Consider the following 25,918-nt stretch of genomic DNA (forward strand, 5'->3'; position numbering starts at 1 on the left):
GATGAAAGCACAAAACATCATCGTGACGGTCCTCGTTACAGCGTTTCTGGCACTCAATATGTTATTGATGTTTGATGAAAAAAGTGTCATTCCGAAAGCACAATACGTCAGCGAGTACGAACGGTTGGCTGCGGATGATTACAAAAAAGAGCTCGACAAAGAAGGATTTATTTCGCCGAAAGAGTTGCAAACGATCTACCTGAAAGACGACCAGACAATTGATTCGTGGCTCGTTCAAGAAGGCGAGACCGTGGACTTCGGAACAGAGCTTGCTTCATTGAAAATGGATCATATCGATTCGAAGCGCAATGAATTAGAGTCGGAACTATCCGCGTTGCAAAATCAGTCGTCTTCGATTTCGCAAACGATCAGTAATCTGGAGTATGACAAGTCCTCAGCGGGCGGTTCGAAAAACGACAGTGATTATTATGATACAAATGACGAGAAAAAAGTGCGTGTGAATTTGAACGTAGGCATTGAAGTCAAAGGCGACGGCACGTTTGCGCAAGCGATTGCGGAAGCGGAGCGTGACCTCGCAGAAGTGCAGAAGAAAATAGCACTAGTCGAAGCGAAACTCGCAGAAGTGCCGAATGAATCTGCATTGACAAGCCCCGTAAATGGCTATGTCGTCGCAATCAAACGCGATAGCGAGTCACCGTCCATCGACATTTACAGCACGGATCAGACGATTGTCACGTACGTTCTCGACAACGAATGGCCAAACGTAGAAACGGGTGCACCGGTAACAATCCAGCATGACTCGATCCATACACCATTTACTCCGAAAGTTGATCCGGCTCAGGAAATCGAAGAACCGGAGAATGCGGAAGATGGAGTCGGTAGCGAAAAAGGCAAAGCAGTAGCGTCTCTATCTGCTGACGGAGTTCCACCGAGCACTGTACCGTACGACGATCCGAAAACGGAAATCGACGGAACAGATCCGGAACCACCGGCTGTTAAGTCAGATAGTAATTCTGGAACGAATCCGAACACGACAAGTCCAAGTCCTGATGAGAACTTCGACGGCACATCCGGTAATCCAGACGGGTCTACGGACACGCCCGACAGCAGCATCGATAGTTCAAATAATAACAATACAGGTACAGAAACAACACCGAATACGGAGACACCGCCAACAACAGGTACTCCGAGCACGGATGGTACAACAAATCCGGATGCAACTCCTGAAGGTACGCCGAATCCTGATGGCACAACAACGAATCCAGATGGCAGTACAACGAACCCAGATGGAACGATCACGAACCCTGACGGAACCATTTCCAATCCGGAAGTGAATGAATCACCTGAAGGAAAGCCTGCATTAACAAAGAAAGAAAAGAAACTAGCCGAAATCCAAGAGCGTATCACACCGGATTATCCAAATGAGATCTCCACAATTAACGGAGTCGTCGTATCGGTATCCAAAGTGCCTGCGAAAGACGATCAGTGGCTACAAGCGTATAAAGCGCTAGGCAACACACAAAAAGAAAATCCATTAGCGTATTACGAAGTGGTCGTCGCACCATACGACGAGCAAATGGATTTACCATTTGGCACGAACGTTAATACGTTCATTCAAACGAATGAAGCCAATCAAGCAGTTAGTATTAAAACGAACTGGTTGACAGATAAATACCAAAATGCAGCGAAGGCATGGACGCTAGACAGTAATGGACGAGCAGTTCAGAACGTAGTCGAAGCACCATTTACTTCTCTTGATCGCTCTGTTTTGACAATGGGCATCGAACCGGGAATGGTTGCGCTGCATAGCGATGATTTGGATAGTAGTCTTGAAAATCAATCCGTCTTCCACCCACTTCCGCTTTATTTACCGGAATGGCAGCAGTGGAAAACGACTCCTTGGCAAAACTATGTACGTTATTTAATTAAACGATGAAAAGACTGCCCTTAATTGGGCAGTTTTTTTGTTTTTTGTGGGGGAGTTGGGTGGGGGGGCGTCGGGCGTCGCCGCTCATAGAAGTGCGTTGAGTGCTCTATGTAAGCCGTTATCTGCTCTATACCGTGGTTTAAGTGCTCTATGTGGCCACGCGAGTGCTCTATCTGGGTGGCTGAGTGATCTATTCGGCCGTTTGACCGCTCATAGCGTAGATGTTTGCTGGCGGGGTGAAGTGAAAGTGGGTCGCGCTCATAGAAGTGCGTTGAGTGCTCTATGCAGACTGTTATTCGCTCTATACCGAGTTTTAAGTGCTCTATCCAGCCGCGTGAACGCTCTATTCAGGTGGTTGAGTGATCTATTCGGCCGTTTGACCGCTCATAGCGTAACTGTTCGCTGGCGGAGTGAAGTGAAAGTGGGTCGCGCTCATAGAAATGCGTTGAGTGCTCTATGTAAGCCGTTATCTGCTCTATACCGTGGTTTAAGTGATCTATCTGGCCACACCAGCGCTCTAAGCAGGCAGCTGAGTGATCTATTCGGCCATTTAACCGCTCATAGCATCACAGAAAACATACGACTAAAGTAACATTTTTAACAAAAACACTCCCAAACGCCAAGAAACAGACAGCGAAAACTCATTTTCCACCATCAAATCGACCGCAAAACTCAATTTCCCTCCTAAAAAGCACACCAAAATTCAATTTCATCCATAACCTTCCAACCCCACGCATCTCTTGCTACAATAAATACATTAAACAAAGGAGATGATTCCACATAATCTATAAAACACGTACCATCCCCAAGCTAATCATCGGTCAACAGGCGCTACTGAAACGCTTGCCAGTTGATCACGAGAAGTACGAGAAAATTCGCAACGATTTCTACAACGGTAAAGCGGGTTTTGGCGGCGAGAGGGAATTCGACTATCAGCTACGCGACTTTATCCCGCCGTATCCACATGCGATCCTCCACGACGTATTCCTAAAACACGAACATGCCTACTTCCAAATCGATTCTATCCTCATTACACCGAGTGCCATCGTGTTATTTGAAATCAAAAACATGGCCGGCAAGCTGCATATTAAACAAAATCCTACCCAGTTTATCCGTGAATCAGTTAGTGGTGAACGCACTGTTTTGCGAAGTCCAATTGAAGAAATGGAGCGCAAGAAACACTATCTCACTAGCTGGCTGCAAGCGCTTAACCTCGAAATTCCGCTAATTGACTACATCGTCTTCGCCTACCAAAATGAACTCACCATAGAAAACACATCATCCCACCGTCTGGTATTCTCCTATGAAATTCCGAATCGTCTTCGAAATATGGAAATGAAAGAGGAATTATTGACCGCGGACCAGATCAAGAGATTGGCAAATGAACTCATGAAAGCACATCGCCAGTACGATCCGTTCCCGCTGATTGAAAAGTATGGGCTTTCTATCAAAGATCTGGCAACCGGTGTCGCGTGCACAAATTGCCAGCAACTATCGATGTTATGGCGGACCAGAAGTTGGCAATGTCGTGCGTGCGGCCATCGTGATCGCCATGCTCATCATGCGACGCTAGCGGAGTGGTACTGTATCAGTGGCGGCCAACTAACAAATAAGCAATTCCGCCATTTTGCAAACATCTCCTCACGACACATAGCCAAGCGGATGCTTGCAAACTCCTATACAGAAATGTCTGGAATCAAGCGCCACGCCATCTATCAGCTCTCCCCACAACTTCTTAAAATCCGTGAATTGTCTCTTTAAATACCTAAAAACCAGCGCGTATATTACCCAACCGCTGGTTTTTTTATGATATTTGCATTGTATGAATGCTCAATGAAACCGCCTAAGCGATCATACTTTTAGTGTGGCCGCTCTATCAGAGTCTGTGAGTGATCATAGAAGTTACGCGACCGCTCTATGGGGCGCGTTATCCGATCATAGAAGCCAAGTAACCGCTCATAGCCGGAGATGGAGCGTAGGACGGGGCGTGGTAAGGTGACTTGCTCAATGTTCGTGTCTGAGTGCTCTATCTACGTGGTTGGGCGCTCTATCCAGACTTGTGAGTGCTCTATTAGCGTCTCTGGCCGCTCTATCGCACGGCCTAAGTGCTCATAGAACTACTACCACCGCTCATAGGCCATTACGCTACTAACACCATAAACCTATAAAGAATCATAAAACTCTAGCAAATACTACAAAATTCCTACCAAAACACCAGTGAAATACCGTATACTTTTAACAAAAGGGGGACGTTTATATGAATCTATTAAGTAACAAAAAGTTATTCTTAAGTACTATAGCTATGACAGTTGCTGTATCTGCGACAGGAGTGGCTACGCCGACACCGGTGGAGGCGGCCAAACCCGTTACATTCAAAGATGTGCCGGAGAAACATTATGCTTACGATGCCGTCACCTATATGGCAGCCAATGAAATTATCAAAGGGTATGCCGACAATACATATCGCCTGAACAAACCTGTCACGCGTGCTCAGGCGGCCAAAATGATCGCGGTTTCTATTGGAGCGAAGCCGAGCCATGCGTATAAAATAGACTTTAAGGATGTTACCGAAGACAACGGGTCATATGATCATATCCGTGCATTGACGCAGCGGGGACTATTTAAGAACGCGGAAAAGTTCAATCCGAATAAACCGTTGACTCGCGGACAAATGGCGAAGCTGCTAGTTCTTGGCTATCATATCGTTACCGACGACAACGACTTCATTATCTTTGATGATGTCAAAAAGAGCAGTGGCGCATATGAATATATTATTACGATCGCGGAACTCAATATTACGACGACGCGACCGGGTGGGAAATTTAATCCGAATGAGCCGGTCACGCGTGGTCAAATGGCAGCATTCCTCTATAGAACGATGCAATTCGACGAAAATCGTAAAAAAGGTCTGATTACGTATGACAATCAAAAGAAAGGCTATGTCGATCAGAACAAAAATCTGATCAAGCCGAATCCTGATAATCAAAAGCCAGCACCAGAGAAACCAAAACCAGTGCCACCGAAGCCTAAGCCGGAACCGCCAAAACCTGTTCCGCCAAAACCGACACCAGTACCACCAGCACCAAAACCAGAGCCGCCGAAGCCTAAACCAGAACCACCAAAGCCAGCACCTGAACAACCATCACTTGCGGCGCAGTCTATTATAGCGGTCAACATGAAACGGACGAATGCTGATGTTAAAGCGTTGTCGGCAGATCCTGCGCTCAACCGAATAGCTAGCGCACGGGCAGAAGATTTGGTGAAGCTTGGGGAATTGTCACATATTACGCCGACATATGGGACAGCAGAAGAGATGCTTAAGAAGTTTGATTATAATTGGTTGGCGTTTGGTGAAAACCTTGGCGAGGGGTATACTGATGCGCTAGTCATCACCAATGACTGGTATAACTCCCCGTCGCATAAAGAAAACTTAATGAGTCCGATATTTACGCATATTGGCGCAGGCACGGCTCAAGATAAAAGTGGTAAAATCTATTGGGTCACACTATATTCGAAAAAATAATATAGTTAGCCGCTTAACTGCCGGGGTTTAGGGTATAGTGAAAAGATACATACTTTTACCAAGCCTGACCGAATAAAGGAGGAAGCGCAATGAAACAAACTCTATTTGCACTAGTAGCTGTTTTTGCTTGGCTCTATGTAACACCAGCTACAGAAGCCGCGACTCTCGACGAAGTAAAGGAAATTGTCGAATTGTACTATTACGGCGAACAGCCAACTAATCTTCATAAAGCAAGAAACGTCACAGAAGTCGTTCGACAGCTCGACGAATACTCGGTCTATATGACGCCTGCTGAATATACTGATTATCTCAATCAATACGCAAGCGCCAAAGCACCTGCGCAAGTCGCGGCTGTGGCGGCACCGTACAATCTAGATAACGTCCAGTCGCATATGATGTATGGCAACGTCGGTTATCTAAAGATCAAAACGTTCTCTGCGCATCTGCTCGACGACGTCAACAATCACTGGAGTCAATTAAAGAGCCAAGGCGCTGAGAAGCTCGTTTTGGATTTGCGCTTTAATGGTGGCGGTTATGTCGAAAGTGCAGAACAATTACTAGGCTTCTTCCCGAAAGTGAAAGAAGCATACCAATTGCAAACGCGCGAGGGCACACAGGTAGGGAAAGTTATTCCTGCGAAGAATAAATTCCCTGCAGACACATACGTACTCGTTAACCGCTACTCGGCATCAGCATCTGAAATCGTTGCAGTTAGCCTGAAGGATCAAAGCGCTGCGAACGTAGTAGGGGAGACGACAAAAGGCAAAGGTAGCGTCCAGTCGTTATTTGAATTAGAAAACGGTGGTGCGCTGAAGTTAACAACAGGTCACTACACAGGACCTAAAGGAACACCTGTACAACATAAAGGTGTGAATCCGAACATCAGCATGAAGCCAGGAACAGAGCAATCAGGCATGCATAAACGCCTCGTCACTTCTGATCTGATCTCGCAAGGCTACAAGTTCGTCAAAGGACCAACTGGTGTACCGCAGTCGAAGGTGTTTAATGTAGAGTTTACACAGAAGATGAACTTCGGTCCTGCGAAAGATTTCAACAAGATGGAACTTGTGAAGTTCGGAAGCGTCTCTATACAAACGACTAAAAAAGCTAGCAATGATAAAACGATGACGATCCAGCCGGCGAAACCTATGGCGCTTGGGGCGGAGTATATGCTCATCGTCCACCCGGGAATCAAAGGGGTTAACGGGTTGAATGTAGTGAATGGAACGTATACGCCTTATACCGTTCAGGTGCGAGCCAAATAAAGTGGTTCTATTGAGTGGAAGTTGGTATACTGGATAGATGGAGTTAGTGGGCGAGCAACGTGGATCGACGCTGCAGGCGGACGCTTTCCCATGGGCTCGCGGTGAGCCAACTGTTCACTGCGTTCTCTTAGTTGTCTCACCTGATCGAGCTGATCCATCAGGAGCATTCCTGTTTGGTTAGTGGAACCCTATTGAAATAGAAAAGTCCCCTTGGTATGATTCGGGGTGTCAAGGCGTCGACGGCTTGACCCCTAATTATAACCCAGGAGGACTCACATGAATTCTAAAGAAAATACTAAAATTAATCAAGTCACAGAACAAACATTAGTGATAGGTATCGACATTGCTAAACATAATCATTACGCAACCTTTGTCGATGAACGTGGACGTGTTTTGAAAAAAGCATTTCTCGTTAAACAGACGCGTAAAGGGTTTGAACAGTTCTATCAAGAAATACTAGAGGGTATGAAAGAATTCGATAAATCGCATGTGATAGTGGGCGTGGAGCCTACAGGACATTACTGGTTGAATTTAGCATATTTCCTAGAGGACTACGGTATACCACTGGTCGTTATCAATCCGATGCATGTGAAGAAAGTTAAGGAATTAGATGATAATCTGCAAACCAAAAACGATAAGAAAGACGCTCTGACGATCGCACGGCTAATGAAAGATGGTCGTTTCTCATATCCGAAGCTTCTTCGGGATCAAGCAGCAAATATTCGTTCCTGTTTCACGCTTGAGCAAACTTTAATAGACGACCGCACCATTCTGAAAAACAGAATTCATCGATGGGTAGATAAATACTTCCCTGAGCTATTCGAGGTATTCTCAGATTTTGGAGCCATGGTTCTAGGTGTGTTGGAGACAACCCCGTTGCCTGCAGAGCTGGTCAATATGACAACAGCTGATTTAGCGGATCAATGCGCGAAAGCGAGTCAGATGAAGCAAAGGCGACCCAAAATAGCAGCTAAAGTCATTGAGGTAGCTCAGACATCCATTGGCATCACCGTGGCTCCTTGGGGAGCTAAACGAGAGATACAATGTCTCATTCGCCAATACCGTCTACTCGAGGAAGAACTTGCGATGATTGAAGAGGAAATACAATCCTTAATTGTCCAAACGGCTGATTATGAATATCTCGCTTCATTTCCGGGAATTTCCCGTAGAACTATTTCCGGTCTCTTAGCGGAGATTGGAAGTTTTACTGACTTTGAAAGTCCACGCCAATTAATTAAATTAGCGGGACTTACGTTACATGAGAATTCCTCTGGTAAACATAAGGGAATGAAGAAGATATCAAAACGAGGACGAAGACGATTACGGGCTATTTTATTCAGAGCAATGCATCCAATCCTTAGAAACAACCCTGCCTTTATGAAGCTTCATCAGTATTATACGCAACGACCTCAAAATCCCCTTCGTAAGAAGGAGTCGATGGTCGTGTTATGTAGCAAATTACTAAAGGTTCTTCATGCCATGTGTACAAAAAAGCGGAAATTTGATGGTGAGCAAATGCTTGCGGACCTTCACTGTTTACAATTAGTAGCATGAGGTTGGCATTCTGAAACTTCTATTCATGACACGGAGAAGCTGGCACCAGCGGCGTACATTAGGCCTCGAGCCTCATCGGGAGCATCTCGCCGGCCTCCAACTTATGATAGACCGAACGAAGGAATGTCAGCGCATGACGCTAAGAGATGTGGGAGGGTTCGTCATCATAAGGTACTTGGAGATCCATAGTGCATGCCATATTAAATTAACAGTTTCTGTAACTGGTAGCGCAGCGTTATCCTTTACTTACAGTATCTACAAAAGTATGTACTTTCAGGTAGACGATTCTCTTTACTAGTCATATAAATTCTTTTTGGGTCAATAGAATAATGCGACAAGCCTTGTCATCATCACCTTTTCAAGAGGGAGTCGCCGCCTTCCGCTTACGATCCACTGGGTATTTTTCGTGAATTTGAGCGGTAGTGCCAAAATCAAATTACTCATTACGACTAAATCTATCTATTAAGGCAAAGGATGAAGAGATTCATCCTTTCTCTTTGAATTCAAATGTGTTGGGTCTTGTGTTCTTGAACTTGAAATTTCAACAAGAAGAGAAAGTGGTTACTAACTGTCACCACAATATAGGTAGGATCGGAACGGCAGGCGGCGACTCCCGGAGGATCAGCGTGAGTTCGAGACCCTGGACAGGTGCCTTAATTTCTGTAAAGTACACAGAAATACGGCAAAGCGAACACTTCGCTGTTCGCTTGGCTCGGGCCACGCCCTCGGGAAAGCGTCCGCCTAGAGTGCAGATCCCATACCCAACCCAAAGTCTCCCCAGACTTTTCAATACAACCTAAAACAAGAAAGCGAAGGTATCATACACTATGGAAAAGAAATTATGCGTAGTAGGCCTAGGCTATATCGGCCTTCCAACTGCCGTTATGTTCGCAAACAGCGGCTTGCAAGTACACGGCGTCGACCGTAACGAACGCGTCGTCAACCTAATCAACAACAAACAACTACATATAGAAGAAAACGGCCTGCAAGAACGTCTGGAACAAGCCGTAGACGCAGGACACTTTAAAGCATCGACTACACCAATAGAAGCAGACGTCTACATCATTGCAGTACCGTCGCCAATCAATCCGGATAACACGGCGAATTTGGAATTCATCCGTGCAGCAACCGCGTCTATAGTGCCTTTCGTCAAAAAAGGCGCATTAGTTATCTTGGAATCAACAGTCCCACCAAAGACTGTCGAAAACATCATGCTTCCTGAATTACGTAAAACAGATCTTATCATCGGAGAAGAACTATTCGTCTCCCATTCACCTGAGCGCGTAATACCAGGTAAGATCTTCGAAGAACTAGTAAACAACGACCGCATCGTCGGTGGGATCAATGCGAAATCAGCAGAAATGACAAAAGATCTTTACGAAGCTTTCGTCAAAGGGACCATCCACCTGACAGACGCAACGACAGCGGAACTTGTGAAAGTAATGGAAAACACATATCGCGACGTCAACATCGCATTTGCGAATGAACTTGCTAAAATCGCAGAAGGTATCGACGTAGATATTTGGGAAGCGATCAAGTTTGCGAACTTCCACCCACGTGTCAATATCCATACACCAGGCCCAGGGGTTGGCGGTCACTGTATCGCAGTCGATCCATGGTTCTTAGTCGAACTGGCACCGGAAAAAGCGGATATTATCAAAAAAGCACGTAATACAAACGACGGCATGCCGATGTATACAGCACAGCGCGCGCAGCGTTTGCTAAAAGAATACAATGTCGAAAACGGTAAAGTGGCGGTTCTTGGTTTAGCGTTCAAAGGCAACGTCGACGACATGCGCGAAAGTCCGTCAACGAAAGTGATTGATTCACTGCAAGAACTAGGCTTAGATGTCGTATCGTTCGATCCGCACATCAAAGAATTACAGCATTCGACGCAAGTTGCGACACTTGAAGAAGCGATTCAGTCAGCTGATCTCCTTCTATTAACTACAGACCATGACCAATTCAAGCAACTTGATCCAGCTATCTTGCAAACGAAACAACCAAGACCGATTATGTTGGATACGAAAAATGCACTTGATGCAGACAAATGGGAAAAAGCAGAATATCGCTTCTTCAAACTCGGAGATGGCAAAAAAGAGGGGCAGCTATACAAATGAAAGAAGAAATACTAGGCGTCTCGGTCAACACGGAAAATTACGACGAACTGATTCCGAAAGTCTTTCAGAATATCGATGAAGGAAAGAAATCACTTATCGTCGCAATCAATCCTGAAAAGTTGATGAAAGCAAAAGAAGACCCTGAGCTTAAAGCATTGCTTAACCGAGCAGAATTCCAAATTCCGGATGGCATCGGCGTAATTCTTGCATCCAAGTTAAAAAAAGGTCAGATTCGTTCACGTGTTACAGGAATCGACATGATGGACCGGGTCGTACAAGAAGCCGCCGTCAGAGGGAAACGTATTTTCCTCTACGGTGCTAAACCTGGCGTGGCGGAAGAAGCTGCCGCTAGATTACAAGTACTGCATCCGAACATCAAAATCGCTGGTGTTCAACATGGCTACGAGAAAGATGTACAAGTAGTACTCAACACGATCAACCAAGCGCAACCGGATATCCTATTTGTCGCAATGGGCTCACCTAAACAAGAACAATGGATCGAAGAACATCGCAATCAGTTGCATCCAATCTTGTTCCAAGGAGTAGGCGGATCATTCGACGTATTGGCAGGCAACATCAAAAGAGCACCAGCTGCGTTCCAAAAAGCTGGAGCGGAATGGTTGTATAGACTATTATTAGAACCTAGCAGAATCAAAAGACAGATGAATCTACCGAAATTTCTAGTAGAAGTTTATCGAAAGAAGTAATTATGAAGGTAAGTTGGGGGTTAGCGTACCCCAACTTACCTTCAATTCCAAACCACTACCTAACTCCTACATTCTACTTCTCTACTATACCTAAGAAAAATCTACTTATATCTACATAAACAACCAACAAAAGTAAATAAAGAAGTTTTATACTAATGTGTTACTATCTTGTAATCTAGTTAACTTAATGATAGAATACGAAGTTGTAAGGATAATTTTCTCTTTAGCATATAGCACAACACGTGCAAAGCGTTACGGTTGGTTGACCGCAAACAAAAAGGCTTGAACAGTTCCCATCTGTTCAAGCCTTTTTGTTTGGCAAAAATATCTTGCATGCCCAAGATACTCTATTTTTGAAATGCTATGGAAATAACTTGTATTTTATCAAACTTTCGATACAATAGTAGAGGGGACAAAAATATAACGTCGCCATGTGCTATTAGACTAGCATATATTTTAAGATTCAATTGACTTTTAGCACATTCTTATCTATACTTTAATGTGTAATGCCTACTACTTTCATACATAGGTAGTAACTGGCAAAAACAAGAGATATTACGAGGAGGAAATTATTTAATGGCTAACCAACCAACGAAATACCGCAAGTTTGTAGTAGGGGCTGCTTCAGCTGCACTAGTAGCATCAGCAGTAGCACCAGTAGCATTCGCGGCAGAATTCACAGATGTAAAAGACAACAACTCACACAAAGCAGCGATCGACGCTCTTTCTGATGCAGGTGTTATCTCAGGATACCCAGATGGTACATTCCAACCAAACAAAACACTTACACGTTCTGACGTTGTAAAGTTAATGGGTAAATGGTTAGTAGCAGAAGGATACAAAGTTCCTACTGACTACAAAACTAAACCACGTTTCTCTGACTTGAAGACTACATCTAACGATGAGCTTCTAAAAATGTCTGCACTAGTATATGACAACGGCGTATTCGTAGGTAAACCAGATGGTTCACTTGACGCTGCTGGCGATATCACTCGTGAAAACATGGCAATCGTTCTTGTACGTGCATTCGACCGCGTATATGACGTTGATCTAGTTTCATACGTAAAAGGACAAGAATTCAAAAAAGACGTTACTGACCTAGGCAAAGCGAAAGCTGAAGCTCGTCCGGCTATCGACGTTCTAGACTTCTTCGACATCACAAACCCAGCTGCACCAGAGTTCAACCCTAAAAACACAACAACTCGTGGACAGTTCGCTTCATTCCTTTACAAGACTACTAAAGTAGACTTCGATCAAATCGGTGGAGAAGTTGTAGCTCCTGGAGTTGCATCGGTTAAGGCGGTTAACACAACAACTGTTGAAGTAACAATGAAGGATGCAGTATCTGCTGAAAACCTTAACTCATTGCACTTCACAATCGATGGTTTGACTGTATCTAACGCTGCAGTAAAACAAACTGATGATAAGACTGTAGTATTAACTACTGCTGTTCAAAAAGGCGGAGAGAAGTACACAGTAACATTGAATGACAAAGCAATCGGTTCATTCACTGGTGTATCTGCTGTTGTTCCTGAAAAAATCAAAATGACTCAAAGCTTCAACCAATCAAAAGTTGGTAAGCAAGTTATCCTTACTGCTGATATCGGTGTAAAAGAAGCTGGCGTTCCAGTAACATTCAACATCGACGCTCCATCTGGATCTTTGAACAAAGATATCATCGTTGAAGTACCAACTAACGCTGAAGGTCTTGCAACTTATTCTTACACTCAATACGCTGCAGGTACTGATGTAGTATCGGTTTACCCAACGGGTGCACCAACTACTCGCGACGTATCTAAAGTATACTGGGGCGTTGAAGACATTCTTGCTGTTACAGAAAGTGCAACAGGAGAAGCTATCAACGGAACTACTCGTACTTATGAAGTAGTACTTCGTGACCCTGTAAACGGTCAGCCATTAGCTAACCAAACAGTAAACGTAGCATTCAAAGAAAACATTGATTCTGCTAACGGAACAAATGCGGTACTAGCTGATCCACGTACTGGCAGTGCTGGAGTAACACCATTCCAGTCTGCAACTAACGAAAGAGCGTTCTCTATCGTAACAGATGCAAACGGTAAAGCAGTATTTACATTAACAGGTGCTAATACGAAAGTAACACCAATTGTTTACCTTGACAATGCGTCAATCGGACATGGTGTTGCTGGTAACGGTAACGGACGTTGGGAAGCTGGCGAACTACAAGCTGTTCTACCAACAGTTGAGTTTAAAGGTGCACAGTCAGGTTACACATTCGACTTCGGTACATTGAAGAGCGAAGAGTATGCTACGGGTCTAACTAACAATCGTGAGTACAAAGTAACTGTGAAAAAAGCAGACGGAACTCCTTATGCTAACGGTGAAGTCCGCCTAGGATTTGAAGAAATTCTTGACAACAACCTAAGCACAAACACTTCCGCTGTGTACACAAACAAAGCAGGTACTGCTAACAACGGTCAGAGCACGACTGCTACTGCAGACGACAAAGGTGTCGTAACATTCTATGTTGCTGAGCCAACTGTTTCATCACAAAACGTAAAAGCAACACCTGCAATCTGGATTGATCTGGATGCAGCTGGAAACACAAATGGCGTACGTGAAGCTGGAGAGCCACAAGCTCTTGCACCATCTACTAAGTTCCAAGCTACATTGGCAGCTAGTTCTGCACTTGCAGTAACTTCACAAGCAACTGAAGGCCCGCACGTAACAGGTGATACTGTAAGCGCACGTTTCCAATTGTTGAACCAATCTAACCAATTGTCTACTACAGCAGGATTCAACCGTGTAACTTATACAATCACGAACACGTCTGGTGCTGCAGTAACATTTAATCCATCATTGACAGATCAAACATCTGGTGCTGCATTCAGAAATATGACAACATCATTTGCAAACTCTACACCAACTGCATTCACTAACGGTTCTGCAGTAACAATCAATGCTGGTTCAAGCATCACGCTCTCTGGTACTGCACCTGGATTTACAGCAGCTGTAGGAACAACTCCAGACGTATCGGCAACAAACCGTGCATTACTATCATTTGCAGCACAAAATCAAACAAACACATTTGATATAAGTGCAACTGGTACTGCGGTTCGTGCAACAGCTACTTCCGATGCTCGTAACGTAACAAACGTTAGTCAATCAGCGAAGACAGTATCTGTAGTTACAGCTGCACAAGCTACTACAGGTTCTACTTATACTGGTAAAATTGTAGGATTCACTACTGCAGATAATGCTTCAAATACACCGGTTGCAGCTAACTATGGTCGCGTGGTTATTCAGTTAGATGGTACGGATAATCGTGTAGTAGTACCGTATAAAGCAAATGACTTGGCTAACCTAACTGCAGGTACTGATGGCACATTCGCGAACCCTGCAAACTTTAACCCAGCTAGCTTTAATGATTTCGAAAACAAGTTAGCTATTGACAACAGAATTCAATTTAATCCATACGCAACAGCTGGATCTACAATTCGCTTGGCTAACGTTAAAGGTATTACTTCAACTGGCAACGCTTCGGGTAATGCAGTAGCAGGTTCTGGTGTTGGAACACTTTCAAACGCTAGATATATTGGTGGACAGCAAATTCAACTAACATTCGATCGTCCAATCAACGCAGGTGCTGCTGGTTCTTCAGCTGTTGTTGATGCTGCTACAACATTAGCTCAATTACAAGCCGCGGGTATTACTGTGACTGGTCTTCCTACAGGCAGAGATTTAACAGGTGCTGCTGGTTCAGTAGTTATTGCTGGTAACACAATTACTTTGACGCACACTGGTGCGGATTTAACTGCTTCTGAAGTTGCAGCTGTAGGTGTATCAATTGCAGCAGATTCAATCAGATTTACAGATGGATCTACTAATACGGCAACTAGCACAAGTACTGTTACAGTTGCTGATGTTACGGCTCCAACTATCCTATCAGGTAGATCATTAGATTCAAATGGAGACGGCAACGTTGATCGCATCCGTGTAGTATTTAGTGAAGCAATCGATAAAAATTCTATTAACACTGCTAGATTCACATTAACAGGTGGTACTGTATCTTATGATGCAGCTTTAGCTGAAAACGTAAGCGCGCCTAATAATGAGATTTACTTGACTGTTTCAGGTATTACTGGAACTGCACCACTTGCTACAGGAGCTCTTAAGACAGTAGCTGCAGGAGCAGTAAAAGACTTAGCAGGAAATGACTTAGCAACAAATGCTGGTTCTGCTATCACAATTGCGGACTTTGCTGCACCGATCTTAGTTTCAACTAAGTTCACTACGGACACTGGTACAACGAATATGTATGATACTGTGAATGATGTTATTACGTTAACATTCTCTGAGCCGATTACTACTTTGCAAAAAAATACACTATTCACACCAGTTGGTCTTGGCGCTAAGACAAATGCAGCAGGTACTGGATTGTTTGTAGATAATTTTGGTTCAAATGCTAAGATTAAATTCTCGGCAGTTGGAACAGCAGCGTTCCCAAGCGGAGCGGCAGCTACAATTACAGTAAGTGAAACTGCAAGTAATGATAATTCATTAGTTTATACATTAACGAATGCAGGTACTCCTGCTACTGCAACAATTCTTGGAACAACAGTTACTTCTGTAGCTGGTGCATTACAAGATGCTGCAGGTAATCCTTTGACTGCAAAAACTGTTACAATCACTAAATAATAATCTTAACTACCGGTGTCTATGCACCACACAATTCAGACACATTTCTGATAATACTATAGTCTAGTATATATGGAAGTATGATCCTGTGGAGAGCAATCTCTGCAGGATCTTTTTTCGTGTGCCCGGCATGTGCTATAACTTGGTGGTGAAAGTCCACTACAGGCTTGGCTGTCGCCTTCAAAAAGCTCATCCGGACAGAAATCACCAAGATTACTCCGGATGGCTTTTCTTATTCTCATGAAAAGTATCAGAAATCCGTCTTCACTTCTTTCATGCAGTATACAAAAAGTGCCTATAAGAAAAGAAAGGCATTCCAAAGAAGCCTTTCTTGAAAGGTGAAAAATTTGAGCGAGTGAAGACTGGGCTAAGCTGCTTTCTTATATGTATGATAGAGACCATTTAGTACAGGCATCGCCTCAAGTTTTGTCTCTTCCACTGAAGTTGGGAAATATGTTGGTGATGTAATTGGCGTCTGGCCGTTGATGCCTTGATGTGTGCGATCATTGTTGTAATAGCTGATGTATTCTTGTAACAGCTAATGTAAATGCCGCTCATTCAGTGGGATGATGTGGTCCAATAGTTCTCTCTTCATGGTTCCAATGACTCTTTCTGCGTAAGGACTTTGCCATGGCGAGCGATTGTTTTACTATAATAAGTAACAACATCGTTCTAGTATGCTATTCTTATAATATTACAATAAAGATGGTGAAACGATGAAGATTGTCTTTTTTATTTTGCTGGTTCTCCCCATACCTCTCTATATTAACGATCATCCCTTTTTATTTTGGCTTGCAGTGTGCAATGCAGCATCGTATCTAGTTGTAGGATTATTGATTCCTCATATAATAGCTAAGTCAGCTATGGACAAGTTCAAGTCAACAATAGATATGTTGAAACAACAAGGAGCTACTCCGGAAGAAATAGAAAAAGCATTTCAGGAAGAAATAGTGATTACAGAACAAGATCGTCAAGCAGTGCCAATTTGGATTTATTACATATCTTTTAGCCATGTATTAATTGGTGCAGTATTAAGCGGTACCGGCATCTTATTTTTATTCAGGTAAGTAAACCGAAGGTATATGCACATCGCATAGTTCAGAAAAATTCTGAAAATATGTTGTTGTAAATGGATAAGTGTCTTTTGATCGAGTTCATTGGTTAGGGAGCTTTTTTCTGTTTCGATTGAATTTCCAAATATATATTATAATTATGAATAATATAAACAAGCCTAAATTGCAATATTAAATTAGCCACTTAGATAAAATCCAGTGTATGTATGAAGGGGAATGTGATCCCTCAATTAACGGGTTAGTTTTGGAAATACTATGCTAACCTAGCCAACTCTTCTTCAAACAAAACGGATGGCTGTCGATAGTTCAAAATCTTCCTAGGCAACTGATTCAGTGTCTGATAAATACGTTGAATAGACTCTGTAGAGTAATCAGAAATTGCTTTTCCTTTGGGAATATATCGTCTGAGCAGACCATTGTGTCGCTCGTTAGATCCTCTTTCATACGGTGCATATGGACGAGCGAAATAGACGTCAGTAACACCTTGAAGACTCTTTGTCAGATTAGAAAACTCGCTGCCGTTATCCGACGTAATCGTTTTGAATACTTGAGAAAACAGCTCACCAAAATCCTGTCGTAACTGGTTGATCGCAAAGTCCACCGAATCATGATCTTGATCATCTAGGAGGATGGCATAATAGTTTCTCGTTTTACGTTCAACGAGCGTCAATAATGCGTTGTCATCAGACTTCTGTCCTTCTACCGTATCAATTTCCCAATGACCGAATTCTTGACGATCTTCAATTTCAACGGGACGTTCAGCGATGCTCATGCCCAAAATACGACGGTTTCTTCGGATGTGTTTCACTTTGGTGTTCCGTCTCAGTTTCATCGGCAAGTCTATATTTCGAACGCGTAATACGTCTAAATCAATGTAGTTATACAGGGTTTTCGTGGACACAGTAGGTCGGTCTTTCCACTCTTCTTGAAGGCTTGTAAACCCGACGACTGCGTCTGGTGACCAGTCCTGATCTAGGATTTTATCACACGCGAAATTGACAAATTCATTGGCCATAAGCAGCTTACTTTTTGCGCCGCACTGAAGTCGATTTCGTTCATATATCGCCTGTCCCGTTTCAGCGAAATAGGCTGTATAGGATGTGCGTCCAGTTTTGAGTTGGATTGTGGTTCCACGCTTTAATTCATTCGCGATGGTTTGATGAACGCGTCCTAAGCGTCTACCGATCTCTCGGTTGGTATGTCCATCCTTGTGAAGCGCCTCGATTTGACCGCGCTCAAAAGCTGACAGGTGTTTATTTTTACGGTTTTGTATGGTACTCTCAAGTTGTGCCACTATAAAACTTCCTCTCATTGTTAGTCTCGCAACTTCAATGATACACGAATTTTATAGTGGCATTTTTTTGTTTGGATTTAGGTGGCTAACTTGATTGTACAATTGGCCTAATATAAACAAGCCTTACTTCCTTTGTGGAGGTAAGGCTTATTTTAATTGGAGGGATTTAAACGATGAAGTATGAATTACAGACGGAACAAATGGAGTTATTAGTAGTAAAAGAAGAGACAAAGAAACCTGTTCCAGCAAAACGAGTAGACATTGTATCCTTACGCATGGTGAAGGAATCATGCTTACTGTATAAGAATCGTTCGATTAAGAGTCCTGAAGACGGATTTCATCTGTTCAAGCAGTTCTTAGGCGAACTAGACCGAGAATATTTTGTCATCATGTGTCTAGATGTAAAGAATCAACCGACTGCTATTAATGTGTGTCATGTTGGAAGCTTGAATGCTAGCATCGTTCATCCAAGAGAAGTCATGAAAACTGCCATTCTCTCTAACTCTTGTTCCATCATCGTTGCCCACAATCATCCGTCAGGTAATCCAACTCCAAGTGCGGAGGACATCTCTGTAACAAAACGATTGAAAGAAGCAGGTGAAATCATGGGGATTGATGTACTTGACCATCTCATCATTGGAGAAGACACGTTTGTATCATTAAAAGAAAAGGGGTATCTATGATGACTACACAAGGGAATCAAGGGGTTCTCATCTCCAGAGAAGTTCAATGGTTTGTTGACACGTTACGGAAAGATTATGGAATACGGGTAACTGCACAAGAAGTAGGGTATGAAGGATTGGAACTTGGCATGGATGAAGTAGATGAAGTATTCATTCCGAAAGAACTGTTTGAAGTTATACCCACAACCATGCTCTATGAATTGATGGTTGTGGATGATTCAAAAGGGAATGTGTGGTCCGGAACGATTGGCTTCTACCCGAATTCTCCTGAATGGTGTTTACAAGTCATCATGAAGAACGATGAATTACAGCTGAGAAAACTATTGTCGCTTCTTGACTGAATCACACGACAAAACTACTTAACCTAGCTACTTTTCTCACGACAATTCTACGTTGAAAAAAGTTAAAGCAGCACAACTGTTGCAGGGTAAGAAAACCGATGATTGTCATGCGACTAAAAGAGGCGACAGTATTATATATTCTGTCGTCAGTTTCAGTGAGTGCCTAATTAAATCTAAAGGAGATGCTTTTATGTGGAAGACTCTTGCAACAACCATTCTGGTAACCGTGTTGGCAGAGGTGGCAAAAGAACTGACGCTCTTTCAAGAAACGAATAAACCAACAGTAGACAGGAAGGGATAAGAATGAAACCACGGATTCCATTGACGTGTCCCTGTATTGAACGCTTAATCCAGTTACTCATTCAGCTCATCAAAGATAAGTAAGGTAAGCTATGAATGCCTATTACGAAGGTGTTCATGGCTTCTTTTTTTACTCAGTTATCTAATCAGGAGGAACAGACATGCACCCATCCATTGAATCATTTACACGCTGGCTATTTGAAGAAGGACGTTCTCCTCGAACGATTGAATCTTACGGTTCAGACATTAAAGGATTCCAGCAGTTCCTACGGGAAAAGGCAGTGGGAGAAGACCAACCTCTTTCATGCTACTCATTTGTTCGATTCAAAGAACACTTGTTCAAAGAAGAATACGCTGTAGCAACAATTAACAAAAAGATTAATAATCTAAAGGTATACAATGATTTTCTGCGAATCCAAGCTATAGTCAACGAGTCAATTATTGTATTAAAGAGAGATCGAATTAAAATAGCGGCAGGAAGTGAGGTTGTAGTTGAAGCTCTTTCAGATGAACAGGTAGAGCACTTACTGTGTTATGTTGAAAATCGAAACAAGGTCAGTACTAGAAATAAGTTAATCGTCTACATTTTGATGTATACAGGCATAAGAGTGAGTGAACTTGTTGGCATTAAGCTTGTAGACATTGATTTTCTCGAAAGTCATCTTACTGTGATGGGGAAAGGTGGAAAGAGACGTGAAATCGGCTTAAGACAGGAAGTGCTGGGGTTGATAAGGGAGTACATCAAGGAAGAGCGTTCTGCGTCTGTTTTCCACCAAAGTGGCTATCTTTTGGTGAGCCAGCGTAGTGAGAAGATGCATCGTGATGCAGTGAGGAGTTGGTTAGCGAACATTTCAACTGATGTAGGGTTTAAATTGTATCCGCATATTTTCAGGCACACATTTTGTTCCACCTTGTTACGACGTGGGGTGAATCTAACGACAGTCAGTAAAATCGCAGGTCATTCTTCTGTAAATTTGACTGCCAAATTCTATATTCAAACGACAAGAGCAGAGAAGATGGATGCAGTGAATAAACTGTAAGCCATCTTCTCCATTTGTAAGATGATTAAATCACTGGTAGGAATTGCTTTGTAATACATCAAAGAATGCTTCTGTTTCAGCGTCCATATTAACCAACATGATTAGAGAATCCATATCAATGGTTACCTTTAGTAGAACATTTGGAAAGGCTTGTTGTAGGTGGAAGGCATATTGTGAGGCTTTCCCCTTCTCTGTTTGTAGGTACTGAATTGATACGTTCTGATAAATCGTAGGTGATTGGCTCTCATTTAGTGCTTTTAATTCGTTGATATGAAAAGTCTGTAACGTGTTGACAGTCATTTGGTATGGTTGTCCTTTATCTGCCTGTTCGATATTTAGCTCCTGTAAATAACGAGAGAGTGTTCCTTGTGAAATGAAAATTTTACGTTCTTCAAGTGCTTCGATCATACTTAGTTGTGTATAAAAATCTTCTTCTTGCAGGAGAGCGATAATGGCTTGTATTCGTTCTGCTTTCTCAGAAGTAGGTTTCAAAGTAAGTCTATTTGTGTTCGTCATGATTTCAACCTCTTTTCCTAAAAAAATCTATCTTTTTTTCTATTTCTTTTTCATGGCTTTTCCATTGCAAGATACCATCAAGGCTTCTTCTGCTAGCGTTAACGTCTGAATAATAGTATACACTTAGTCGCTCATTAACAACAACTAATTTATTCAATTCCAATACATATTTTAAATAGTAAAGTGGATATATAGAGGATTTATGAATATATGTTGTTCAAAAACGTTGCAATGAAAGCATTCGTGTATTTACATATGAATACAAAAAGAGTATTCTAAATCTAGTTCCAACAGCAACACACAAAAAGAAAGATGGAGGGATAAGATGAAGTTTTACAAACAAGTATGTACTCTCCAAGTTGCACTTAATGTGCTAGTGCCAGAAAGTACAATCCGTGTAGGATTATATTATTTTAAGAGATGCATCTTCACATTTATGAAAGAGCATGAAGGTGGTAGTCCAACACGTGAGTATGAGAAAAACCTTTCTGCTGACATCACAAATGTACTCACTGAAACTGTGTCAGAAGGAAACTTCACTAGCGATGGAGACATGTTGATGTACTCCGTACAACCAAAGAAACTACGAGGATACGGTGAGTTGGAAGCAATGGAATCGATGGCGAATTGGCAAGTAGAATACCTGCTTGAATCATTCAGCGCAGAACCAGACTTGTTGAGTCGATTAATCGGTATGGAACTCGTTATCGATGCAATCCACTACGCAGATCCAGTAAAAAAAGTGACTGAACACAGACAAGAACTGGAGGAAAGCAAATGTTAACAGCAACAATTCACAACACGAACGTTAAGATACATAGTGATTTTTTAGATGAGCGAGAGCGTTTTTGCGATATGATCGGTTTTTATCAAATCAATGTAGATTTGACAGCATGCAAAGATGCTATAGAAGAAGAGTCAACGGTTGAACAAGTGAAACGTGCATTGAATAATGAAAAGGAAATTATCACCTACACCTTGGTGGATGGAAAACTTACCTGTCTGTGTAGTACACCAGATGCTATGTTGATTATTTACCCTCACTTGCTTGGACCAGTGATTGAAAAGAAGGTAAATGCTTTAGCAGTGATGCTATCTAGTATTCAAAGACCTTACGATCTTGAATTTTGCCTGACAGGTTTCTATGTACCTGAAGAGTATTAATGTCTATGTTCTTGACAGATGTCTGTTATACCTTCGAACAGACAGTAATGACGAAGTAGGTTAGTCAACTAGCCATGCAGCGACTGGGTGATAAATGATTCACGATTACATATCGGCACGAGCAAGAGTAGTGCCGAAAAAAACTAAAATACGAAATGGAGAGATACGGTATGTATACACAAGCAAACGCTAAATGGTTAGAAGAAAATGGACTAGCATTACCGAAAATGGAAGACAGATACATGGCAATCGCTATAAAAGAGTGGGGGGTCAGTAAAGTCCTAGAAAAGATGAATCACGATTTGACAAATCCTCGTTTTGAAATTGGATTTCAATTTACGAACGTGTATCAACGGTTTATCGGTGAACCGTATACTAGTTTACTCCTTTTCTCCATGGATCTAACATTTCCGATTAGCCAACACACAGAGGAAGTAAAAGCTGCTATGCATCGACTGGGAGACGTAGAGAAGATGTCTGAAGATGAGACACATGTTACGTACAGCCTGTACTTTTATGAAGGTCCTTGTGTGAGTACGATGAATGAAGTGGTTCGAACGTTGAATGAATACCAAGGTACTGAAATTGAAGAGAAGTTAAGTGGGATTGGCATTACAGACTATCGTTGTTCATTTGAACTCTCGAAAGGCTCGGAGTGAAGTAATTAGGCTCACCAGTAAGCGTGAATAGCCCGTGCATTTTCAGATAGAAGTGGTAATTAGGTGCAGCTAATTACCCAACTACTATTATCCCTCTACTCACTGTAGAGATACAAAAGCAAAAAGAGAACTGGAGCGTGTGCGAAGATGAATCCACTTAACAAGGGTACTCAACTAGAAACAACTGTGCTGAATATGGAAGACAGGATGGATATAAAAGTACTGGAAGAGCTGGATTTTCTAGAGGTCATTCAGCGTGTAGGACAAGAGAAGGTAGAACATCTTCTCAATGTGCAGTTGGATGCTGCGGTTTGTCGGGTGAAGATCGCTGAAGACATTGAAAAAAGAATAACTGAAAAGGAAGACGTTGAAGAGCTTGGACTCTTTTATCATGTGTTAGTCCTTCCGAAGTTTCCAGCGTCGCATCCAATGAGTGAACGAGTTCATAATGCACTTCGAGGAACGATTGGTGTAGGCGTGTCTTCTGAAGAAGACTTCACACGAACTCATGTAGTCGAACTGAGTAAGAGACCAATTGTGCATTCAATGAGCGAAGTAGTGCGTAGTATTACGTGTGAGATGCTGCCGGAAGTTAAAGAACTCATGAACAAAAATAATTTGAATGAATACTACATGATATTCAATCTTGAAGTGGGCATTTAAGTACGTTGTTCAAATACCTAAGACCGAAACCACATAGAACTAGAATGCATATCATTCTTTACATACACAAAAACCATCAACGTACCGACAAAGGAGAAGAGTAATCATGGCAATCACATACAACAGACAAGTACCAATTATTTTAGAAATAGGGTGGCATCGTGCCCGTGTGATCAAAGTAGTTGAAGGTAAACCAGTAAATACAATGTATGGACTGTCAGATACCGTCTTAATTACATTCGAAACTGAATATGGAGGGATTGTATCCCAATCGTTCAAAATGCTAAAAGGCACAAACGCACTATTAGAAAAATTAATAACCGTCACAGTAGGTGAGGATACAGGTGACATAGATTTAGAAAGCCTCGTTCAACTGTACTGTGGCATTAAGGTAGACCACAACTATGGCAAACAAGATAGGTTGTTTGTCAATGTAGTCGATGTTTGTCCAATAGACTAGTCACTTGTTGCAGATTGAACTAGACAAACGTACACGATACTTATGCTGAAGAAGGCTTAGAGACTTTCTTTGGACGAGTACAGGACTAGATTTCCAAGGGGGGAAGCTTCCCCCTTTTCTCATTCAACTAAGCGCACGAAAGGAGACGTTACACATGACGACTACACCAAATAATCTAACGAGTAGACCCATTATCGCTATTGAACAAGCAAAGCTAGAAGCAGGAGAATCATTCGAAGTAGGTAGTTTCTTCTTGAATGGAGAGGGAATCTTTCACACAACGAAAGAAAAAGGAACAGGCGAACTTGTCACAAGAAAAATTAGTGAACCTTTGTTTATCAAACACTCAGTTCAGAATCTAGATTCACAAGTAGTCGAACTAGTACTCTGCTACAAGTATAAGGGGAAATACCTTGAACGAAACATCGGTCTAATAGAACTCAACCCGATTGAATTGCTGAAGCTGTTGAGTTTCGGGGTAGATGTAACACATACTCAAGTCAAACTAGTCGCAAGCTTTCTTCAAGAACAACAGAAACGAGCACCGCACCAAGAACTCTTTCAAGAAGTGGGGTGGCATGAGGATGAAGAAATGAATCTAGTTTTTCGGCATCATCGTGTTCATCCTTACTCAGTTCTTGCACATGCTCGGAATGATTCGAGGGATGGAAAATATAACTTGGAACCACATGGAGAACTATCTGTATTCTTGAACATGATTCAAGAAGAAGTCATGGGGAACACCGCACTAGAAGCTGCGTTGTGTATGGGCTTCTCTGCTCCATTGGTTGGTTACTTATCTAAGAAGTACAGTGACATCGGTACGTTGTTAATACATATTGTGGGAGATAGTACAAAAGGCAAAACAACAGCCGCCTTGTTAGCTATTTCCCCCTTTGGAGATCCATCCAGCAAAGAAAAAGGGTTAATGAAAACATGGAATGGAACAGGAAATGCCATCATCAATCAGTTGGCTGAAAATCATGGAATTCCGGTTGTGTTAGATGAGTTATCCATGAGTACTGCACAAAATCTCACCTCAGAAATCTATGTATTAACGCATGGTGTTGAAAAGTCACGCTTAAATGAATACATGAAGCAGCGGAAACAAGGGAAGTGGGCAACAACGCTTATCTCAAACGGGGAACAATCCCTCTCCGTTAGAACCAATCAAAACACGGGACTTAGTCTCCGTCTCATGGAGCTTCCCAATGTGGAATGGACATCTTCCGCAAAAAATGCAGATGCGATTCGCAAGATCATTCAAGACCATTACGGTCATGCAGGTGAAGAGTTCCTAGCGTACATCTTTGCCGAAGGTGTCTCACTCATCGAAGAGAAGTGGGACGTGTGGCAAAAACGGTTCATTGATTTATTGCCACCCAGTCAGTTCCGTTCAAGAATTGCGAAAAAGTACGGGATCTTACTAGCGGCTGGAGACCTAGCTAATGAATCTCTTCATCTGGGCTTGGACTTAGAAGCTATTCTACTGTTCTTTGTACAGAACGAAAAGGAACAGATGTCAGCAAGGGATATTGGTGGAAAAGCCTTAGACTTTATCACACAAGAAATCATTCAACACCAAGCGAACTTCCGTAGAGAAGGCAGCTATCATAGCCCACTCAATTGTTGGGGAAAGATGTTCATCCATCCAGATGGTGTGGAAGTTGCGTTTCTTAAAAATGTGCTAGAACACCAATTGCGTCTAGGTGGATTTGAGGATGCTAAGATCGTGATACGTGATTGGAAAGAAAAAGGATTATTACTGACTGAAGGAGATAGAAGCACCAAACGAACGAAGATTTTTGAGGCATCTGAGCAAGCAGAACGCCAGAAGATTCACGGAAGTAAACCTGTACCAAGTAAACTACAGGATACGACCTACAATATTAAACTACCACTCGATACGTTGGAGGGACTCATTGAAGCACCTGAACAATCACTCGATCTAACTGATCCATCGAGTCGCTTTACAATCTAGAGACAAAGGG

Annotated in this window: 21 protein-coding genes; 18 read left to right on the plus strand and 3 right to left on the minus strand. The window is 42.5% G+C overall.

The genetic code is table 11. The annotated features are described in order from the left end of the window. The first annotated feature begins 1 nt into the window (after nt 1). The 8 genes from SporoP32a_RS17065 (at nt 2) to SporoP32a_RS12470 (ending at nt 15,734) form a co-directional block, all read left to right on the plus strand. The gene (locus tag SporoP32a_RS17065) at nt 2-1,897 is read left to right on the plus strand and encodes an HlyD family secretion protein (RefSeq protein ID WP_085428180.1); all 1,896 of its coding nucleotides are present in this window, start codon (nt 2-4) and stop codon (nt 1,895-1,897) included. A gap of 834 nt (nt 1,898-2,731) precedes the next feature. Continuing rightward, on the plus strand, nt 2,732-3,649 hold the full coding sequence (locus SporoP32a_RS12440) for a nuclease-related domain-containing protein (RefSeq protein ID WP_198166163.1): 918 nt from the start codon (nt 2,732-2,734) through the stop codon (nt 3,647-3,649). A gap of 496 nt (nt 3,650-4,145) precedes the next feature. Beyond that, nucleotides 4,146-5,411, plus strand: coding sequence for a CAP and S-layer homology domain-containing protein (locus SporoP32a_RS12445; protein ID WP_085428182.1), 1,266 nt, complete (start codon nt 4,146-4,148; stop codon nt 5,409-5,411). A gap of 89 nt (nt 5,412-5,500) precedes the next feature. Next, complete coding sequence (locus tag SporoP32a_RS12450) at nt 5,501-6,676, plus strand: S41 family peptidase (protein ID WP_085428183.1); 1,176 nt, start codon at nt 5,501-5,503, stop codon at nt 6,674-6,676. A gap of 276 nt (nt 6,677-6,952) precedes the next feature. After that, entirely contained in the window at nt 6,953-8,230 is a 1,278-nt protein-coding gene (locus SporoP32a_RS12455; protein WP_085426965.1) for an IS110 family RNA-guided transposase, read from the plus strand. Nucleotides 8,231-9,057: 827 nt separating this feature from the next. Beyond that, complete coding sequence (locus SporoP32a_RS12460) at nt 9,058-10,350, plus strand: nucleotide sugar dehydrogenase (protein WP_085428184.1); 1,293 nt, start codon at nt 9,058-9,060, stop codon at nt 10,348-10,350. Beyond that, nucleotides 10,347-11,057 (plus strand): WecB/TagA/CpsF family glycosyltransferase, encoded by a 711-nt coding sequence (locus SporoP32a_RS12465; RefSeq protein WP_085428185.1) that lies wholly within the window; start codon nt 10,347-10,349, stop codon nt 11,055-11,057. The genes SporoP32a_RS12460 and SporoP32a_RS12465 overlap by 4 nt, the downstream gene beginning before the upstream one ends. 576 nt (nt 11,058-11,633) lie before the next feature. After that, on the plus strand, nt 11,634-15,734 hold the full coding sequence (locus SporoP32a_RS12470) for an S-layer homology domain-containing protein (RefSeq protein ID WP_085428186.1): 4,101 nt from the start codon (nt 11,634-11,636) through the stop codon (nt 15,732-15,734). A 367-nt stretch (nt 15,735-16,101) separates the two neighbouring features. Here SporoP32a_RS12470 and SporoP32a_RS17510 read toward each other — a convergent pair whose 3' ends face one another. Then, complete coding sequence (locus tag SporoP32a_RS17510) at nt 16,102-16,272, minus strand: IS3 family transposase (RefSeq protein ID WP_420542318.1); 171 nt, start codon at nt 16,270-16,272, stop codon at nt 16,102-16,104. Between the two features lie 178 nt (nt 16,273-16,450). On the opposite strand from SporoP32a_RS17510, the gene SporoP32a_RS12480 reads away from it, so the two are divergent. Further along, nucleotides 16,451-16,801 (plus strand): hypothetical protein, encoded by a 351-nt coding sequence (locus SporoP32a_RS12480; protein ID WP_085428188.1) that lies wholly within the window; start codon nt 16,451-16,453, stop codon nt 16,799-16,801. Between the two features lie 259 nt (nt 16,802-17,060). Here the strand turns inward: SporoP32a_RS12480 and SporoP32a_RS12485 are convergent, their stop codons facing one another. Further along, nucleotides 17,061-18,104, minus strand: coding sequence for an IS30 family transposase (locus SporoP32a_RS12485; RefSeq protein ID WP_420542311.1), 1,044 nt, complete (start codon nt 18,102-18,104; stop codon nt 17,061-17,063). A gap of 170 nt (nt 18,105-18,274) precedes the next feature. On the opposite strand from SporoP32a_RS12485, the gene SporoP32a_RS12490 reads away from it, so the two are divergent. The 3 genes from SporoP32a_RS12490 to SporoP32a_RS12500 all read left to right on the plus strand — a co-directional run bounded on the left by SporoP32a_RS12490 (nt 18,275) and on the right by SporoP32a_RS12500 (nt 20,465). Then, complete coding sequence (locus tag SporoP32a_RS12490; RefSeq protein WP_085428189.1) at nt 18,275-18,784, plus strand: JAB domain-containing protein; 510 nt, start codon at nt 18,275-18,277, stop codon at nt 18,782-18,784. Beyond that, nucleotides 18,781-19,125, plus strand: coding sequence for a hypothetical protein (locus tag SporoP32a_RS12495; RefSeq protein WP_232319527.1), 345 nt, complete (start codon nt 18,781-18,783; stop codon nt 19,123-19,125). The genes SporoP32a_RS12490 and SporoP32a_RS12495 overlap by 4 nt, the downstream gene beginning before the upstream one ends. Before the next feature lie 461 nt (nt 19,126-19,586). Beyond that, nucleotides 19,587-20,465: a tyrosine-type recombinase/integrase gene (locus SporoP32a_RS12500; RefSeq protein ID WP_085428191.1), complete on the plus strand. Its 879-nt coding sequence runs from the start codon at nt 19,587-19,589 to the stop codon at nt 20,463-20,465. Between the two features lie 30 nt (nt 20,466-20,495). Here SporoP32a_RS12500 and SporoP32a_RS12505 read toward each other — a convergent pair whose 3' ends face one another. Continuing rightward, the gene (locus SporoP32a_RS12505; RefSeq protein WP_085428192.1) at nt 20,496-20,981 is read right to left on the minus strand and encodes an arginine repressor; all 486 of its coding nucleotides are present in this window, start codon (nt 20,979-20,981) and stop codon (nt 20,496-20,498) included. 325 nt (nt 20,982-21,306) lie between these two features. On the opposite strand from SporoP32a_RS12505, the gene SporoP32a_RS12510 reads away from it, so the two are divergent. The 6 genes from SporoP32a_RS12510 (at nt 21,307) to SporoP32a_RS12535 (ending at nt 25,908) form a co-directional block, all read left to right on the plus strand. Then, nucleotides 21,307-21,765, plus strand: coding sequence for a hypothetical protein (locus tag SporoP32a_RS12510; RefSeq protein ID WP_085428193.1), 459 nt, complete (start codon nt 21,307-21,309; stop codon nt 21,763-21,765). After that, complete coding sequence (locus SporoP32a_RS12515; RefSeq protein WP_085428194.1) at nt 21,759-22,145, plus strand: hypothetical protein; 387 nt, start codon at nt 21,759-21,761, stop codon at nt 22,143-22,145. Before SporoP32a_RS12510 ends, SporoP32a_RS12515 begins: the two co-directional genes overlap by 7 nt. A 170-nt stretch (nt 22,146-22,315) precedes the next feature. Next, on the plus strand, nt 22,316-22,804 hold the full coding sequence (locus SporoP32a_RS12520; RefSeq protein WP_085428195.1) for a hypothetical protein: 489 nt from the start codon (nt 22,316-22,318) through the stop codon (nt 22,802-22,804). A 147-nt stretch (nt 22,805-22,951) separates the two neighbouring features. After that, nucleotides 22,952-23,467, plus strand: coding sequence for a hypothetical protein (locus SporoP32a_RS12525; RefSeq protein ID WP_085428196.1), 516 nt, complete (start codon nt 22,952-22,954; stop codon nt 23,465-23,467). A 106-nt stretch (nt 23,468-23,573) separates the two neighbouring features. Then, a complete protein-coding gene (locus SporoP32a_RS12530; protein WP_085428197.1) occupies nt 23,574-23,927 on the plus strand; it encodes a hypothetical protein in 354 nt (117 codons plus the stop codon). 154 nt (nt 23,928-24,081) lie between these two features. Next, nucleotides 24,082-25,908 (plus strand): DUF927 domain-containing protein, encoded by a 1,827-nt coding sequence (locus SporoP32a_RS12535; RefSeq protein WP_085428198.1) that lies wholly within the window; start codon nt 24,082-24,084, stop codon nt 25,906-25,908. The last annotated feature ends 10 nt before the right edge of the window (nt 25,909-25,918 follow it).

Source organism: Sporosarcina ureae (assembly GCF_002109325.1).
Classification (GTDB): domain Bacteria; phylum Bacillota; class Bacilli; order Bacillales_A; family Planococcaceae; genus Sporosarcina; species Sporosarcina ureae_C.

Coding starts and splice junctions, on each gene's coding strand:
- SporoP32a_RS12530 (WP_085428197.1), top strand. CDS start 23,574: ATGGCAATCACATACAACAGACAAGTACCAATTATTTTAGAAATAGGG.
- SporoP32a_RS12495 (WP_232319527.1), top strand. CDS start 18,781: ATGATGACTACACAAGGGAATCAAGGGGTTCTCATCTCCAGAGAAGTT.
- SporoP32a_RS12445 (WP_085428182.1), top strand. CDS start 4,146: ATGAATCTATTAAGTAACAAAAAGTTATTCTTAAGTACTATAGCTATG.
- SporoP32a_RS17065 (WP_085428180.1), top strand. CDS start 2: ATGAAAGCACAAAACATCATCGTGACGGTCCTCGTTACAGCGTTTCTG.
- SporoP32a_RS12460 (WP_085428184.1), top strand. CDS start 9,058: ATGGAAAAGAAATTATGCGTAGTAGGCCTAGGCTATATCGGCCTTCCA.
- SporoP32a_RS12455 (WP_085426965.1), top strand. CDS start 6,953: ATGAATTCTAAAGAAAATACTAAAATTAATCAAGTCACAGAACAAACA.
- SporoP32a_RS12535 (WP_085428198.1), top strand. CDS start 24,082: ATGACGACTACACCAAATAATCTAACGAGTAGACCCATTATCGCTATT.
- SporoP32a_RS12515 (WP_085428194.1), top strand. CDS start 21,759: ATGTTAACAGCAACAATTCACAACACGAACGTTAAGATACATAGTGAT.
- SporoP32a_RS12510 (WP_085428193.1), top strand. CDS start 21,307: ATGAAGTTTTACAAACAAGTATGTACTCTCCAAGTTGCACTTAATGTG.
- SporoP32a_RS12500 (WP_085428191.1), top strand. CDS start 19,587: ATGCACCCATCCATTGAATCATTTACACGCTGGCTATTTGAAGAAGGA.
- SporoP32a_RS12520 (WP_085428195.1), top strand. CDS start 22,316: ATGTATACACAAGCAAACGCTAAATGGTTAGAAGAAAATGGACTAGCA.
- SporoP32a_RS12525 (WP_085428196.1), top strand. CDS start 22,952: ATGAATCCACTTAACAAGGGTACTCAACTAGAAACAACTGTGCTGAAT.
- SporoP32a_RS12490 (WP_085428189.1), top strand. CDS start 18,275: ATGAAGTATGAATTACAGACGGAACAAATGGAGTTATTAGTAGTAAAA.
- SporoP32a_RS12470 (WP_085428186.1), top strand. CDS start 11,634: ATGGCTAACCAACCAACGAAATACCGCAAGTTTGTAGTAGGGGCTGCT.
- SporoP32a_RS12480 (WP_085428188.1), top strand. CDS start 16,451: ATGAAGATTGTCTTTTTTATTTTGCTGGTTCTCCCCATACCTCTCTAT.
- SporoP32a_RS12465 (WP_085428185.1), top strand. CDS start 10,347: ATGAAAGAAGAAATACTAGGCGTCTCGGTCAACACGGAAAATTACGAC.
- SporoP32a_RS12505 (WP_085428192.1), bottom strand. CDS start 20,981: ATGACGAACACAAATAGACTTACTTTGAAACCTACTTCTGAGAAAGCA.
- SporoP32a_RS12450 (WP_085428183.1), top strand. CDS start 5,501: ATGAAACAAACTCTATTTGCACTAGTAGCTGTTTTTGCTTGGCTCTAT.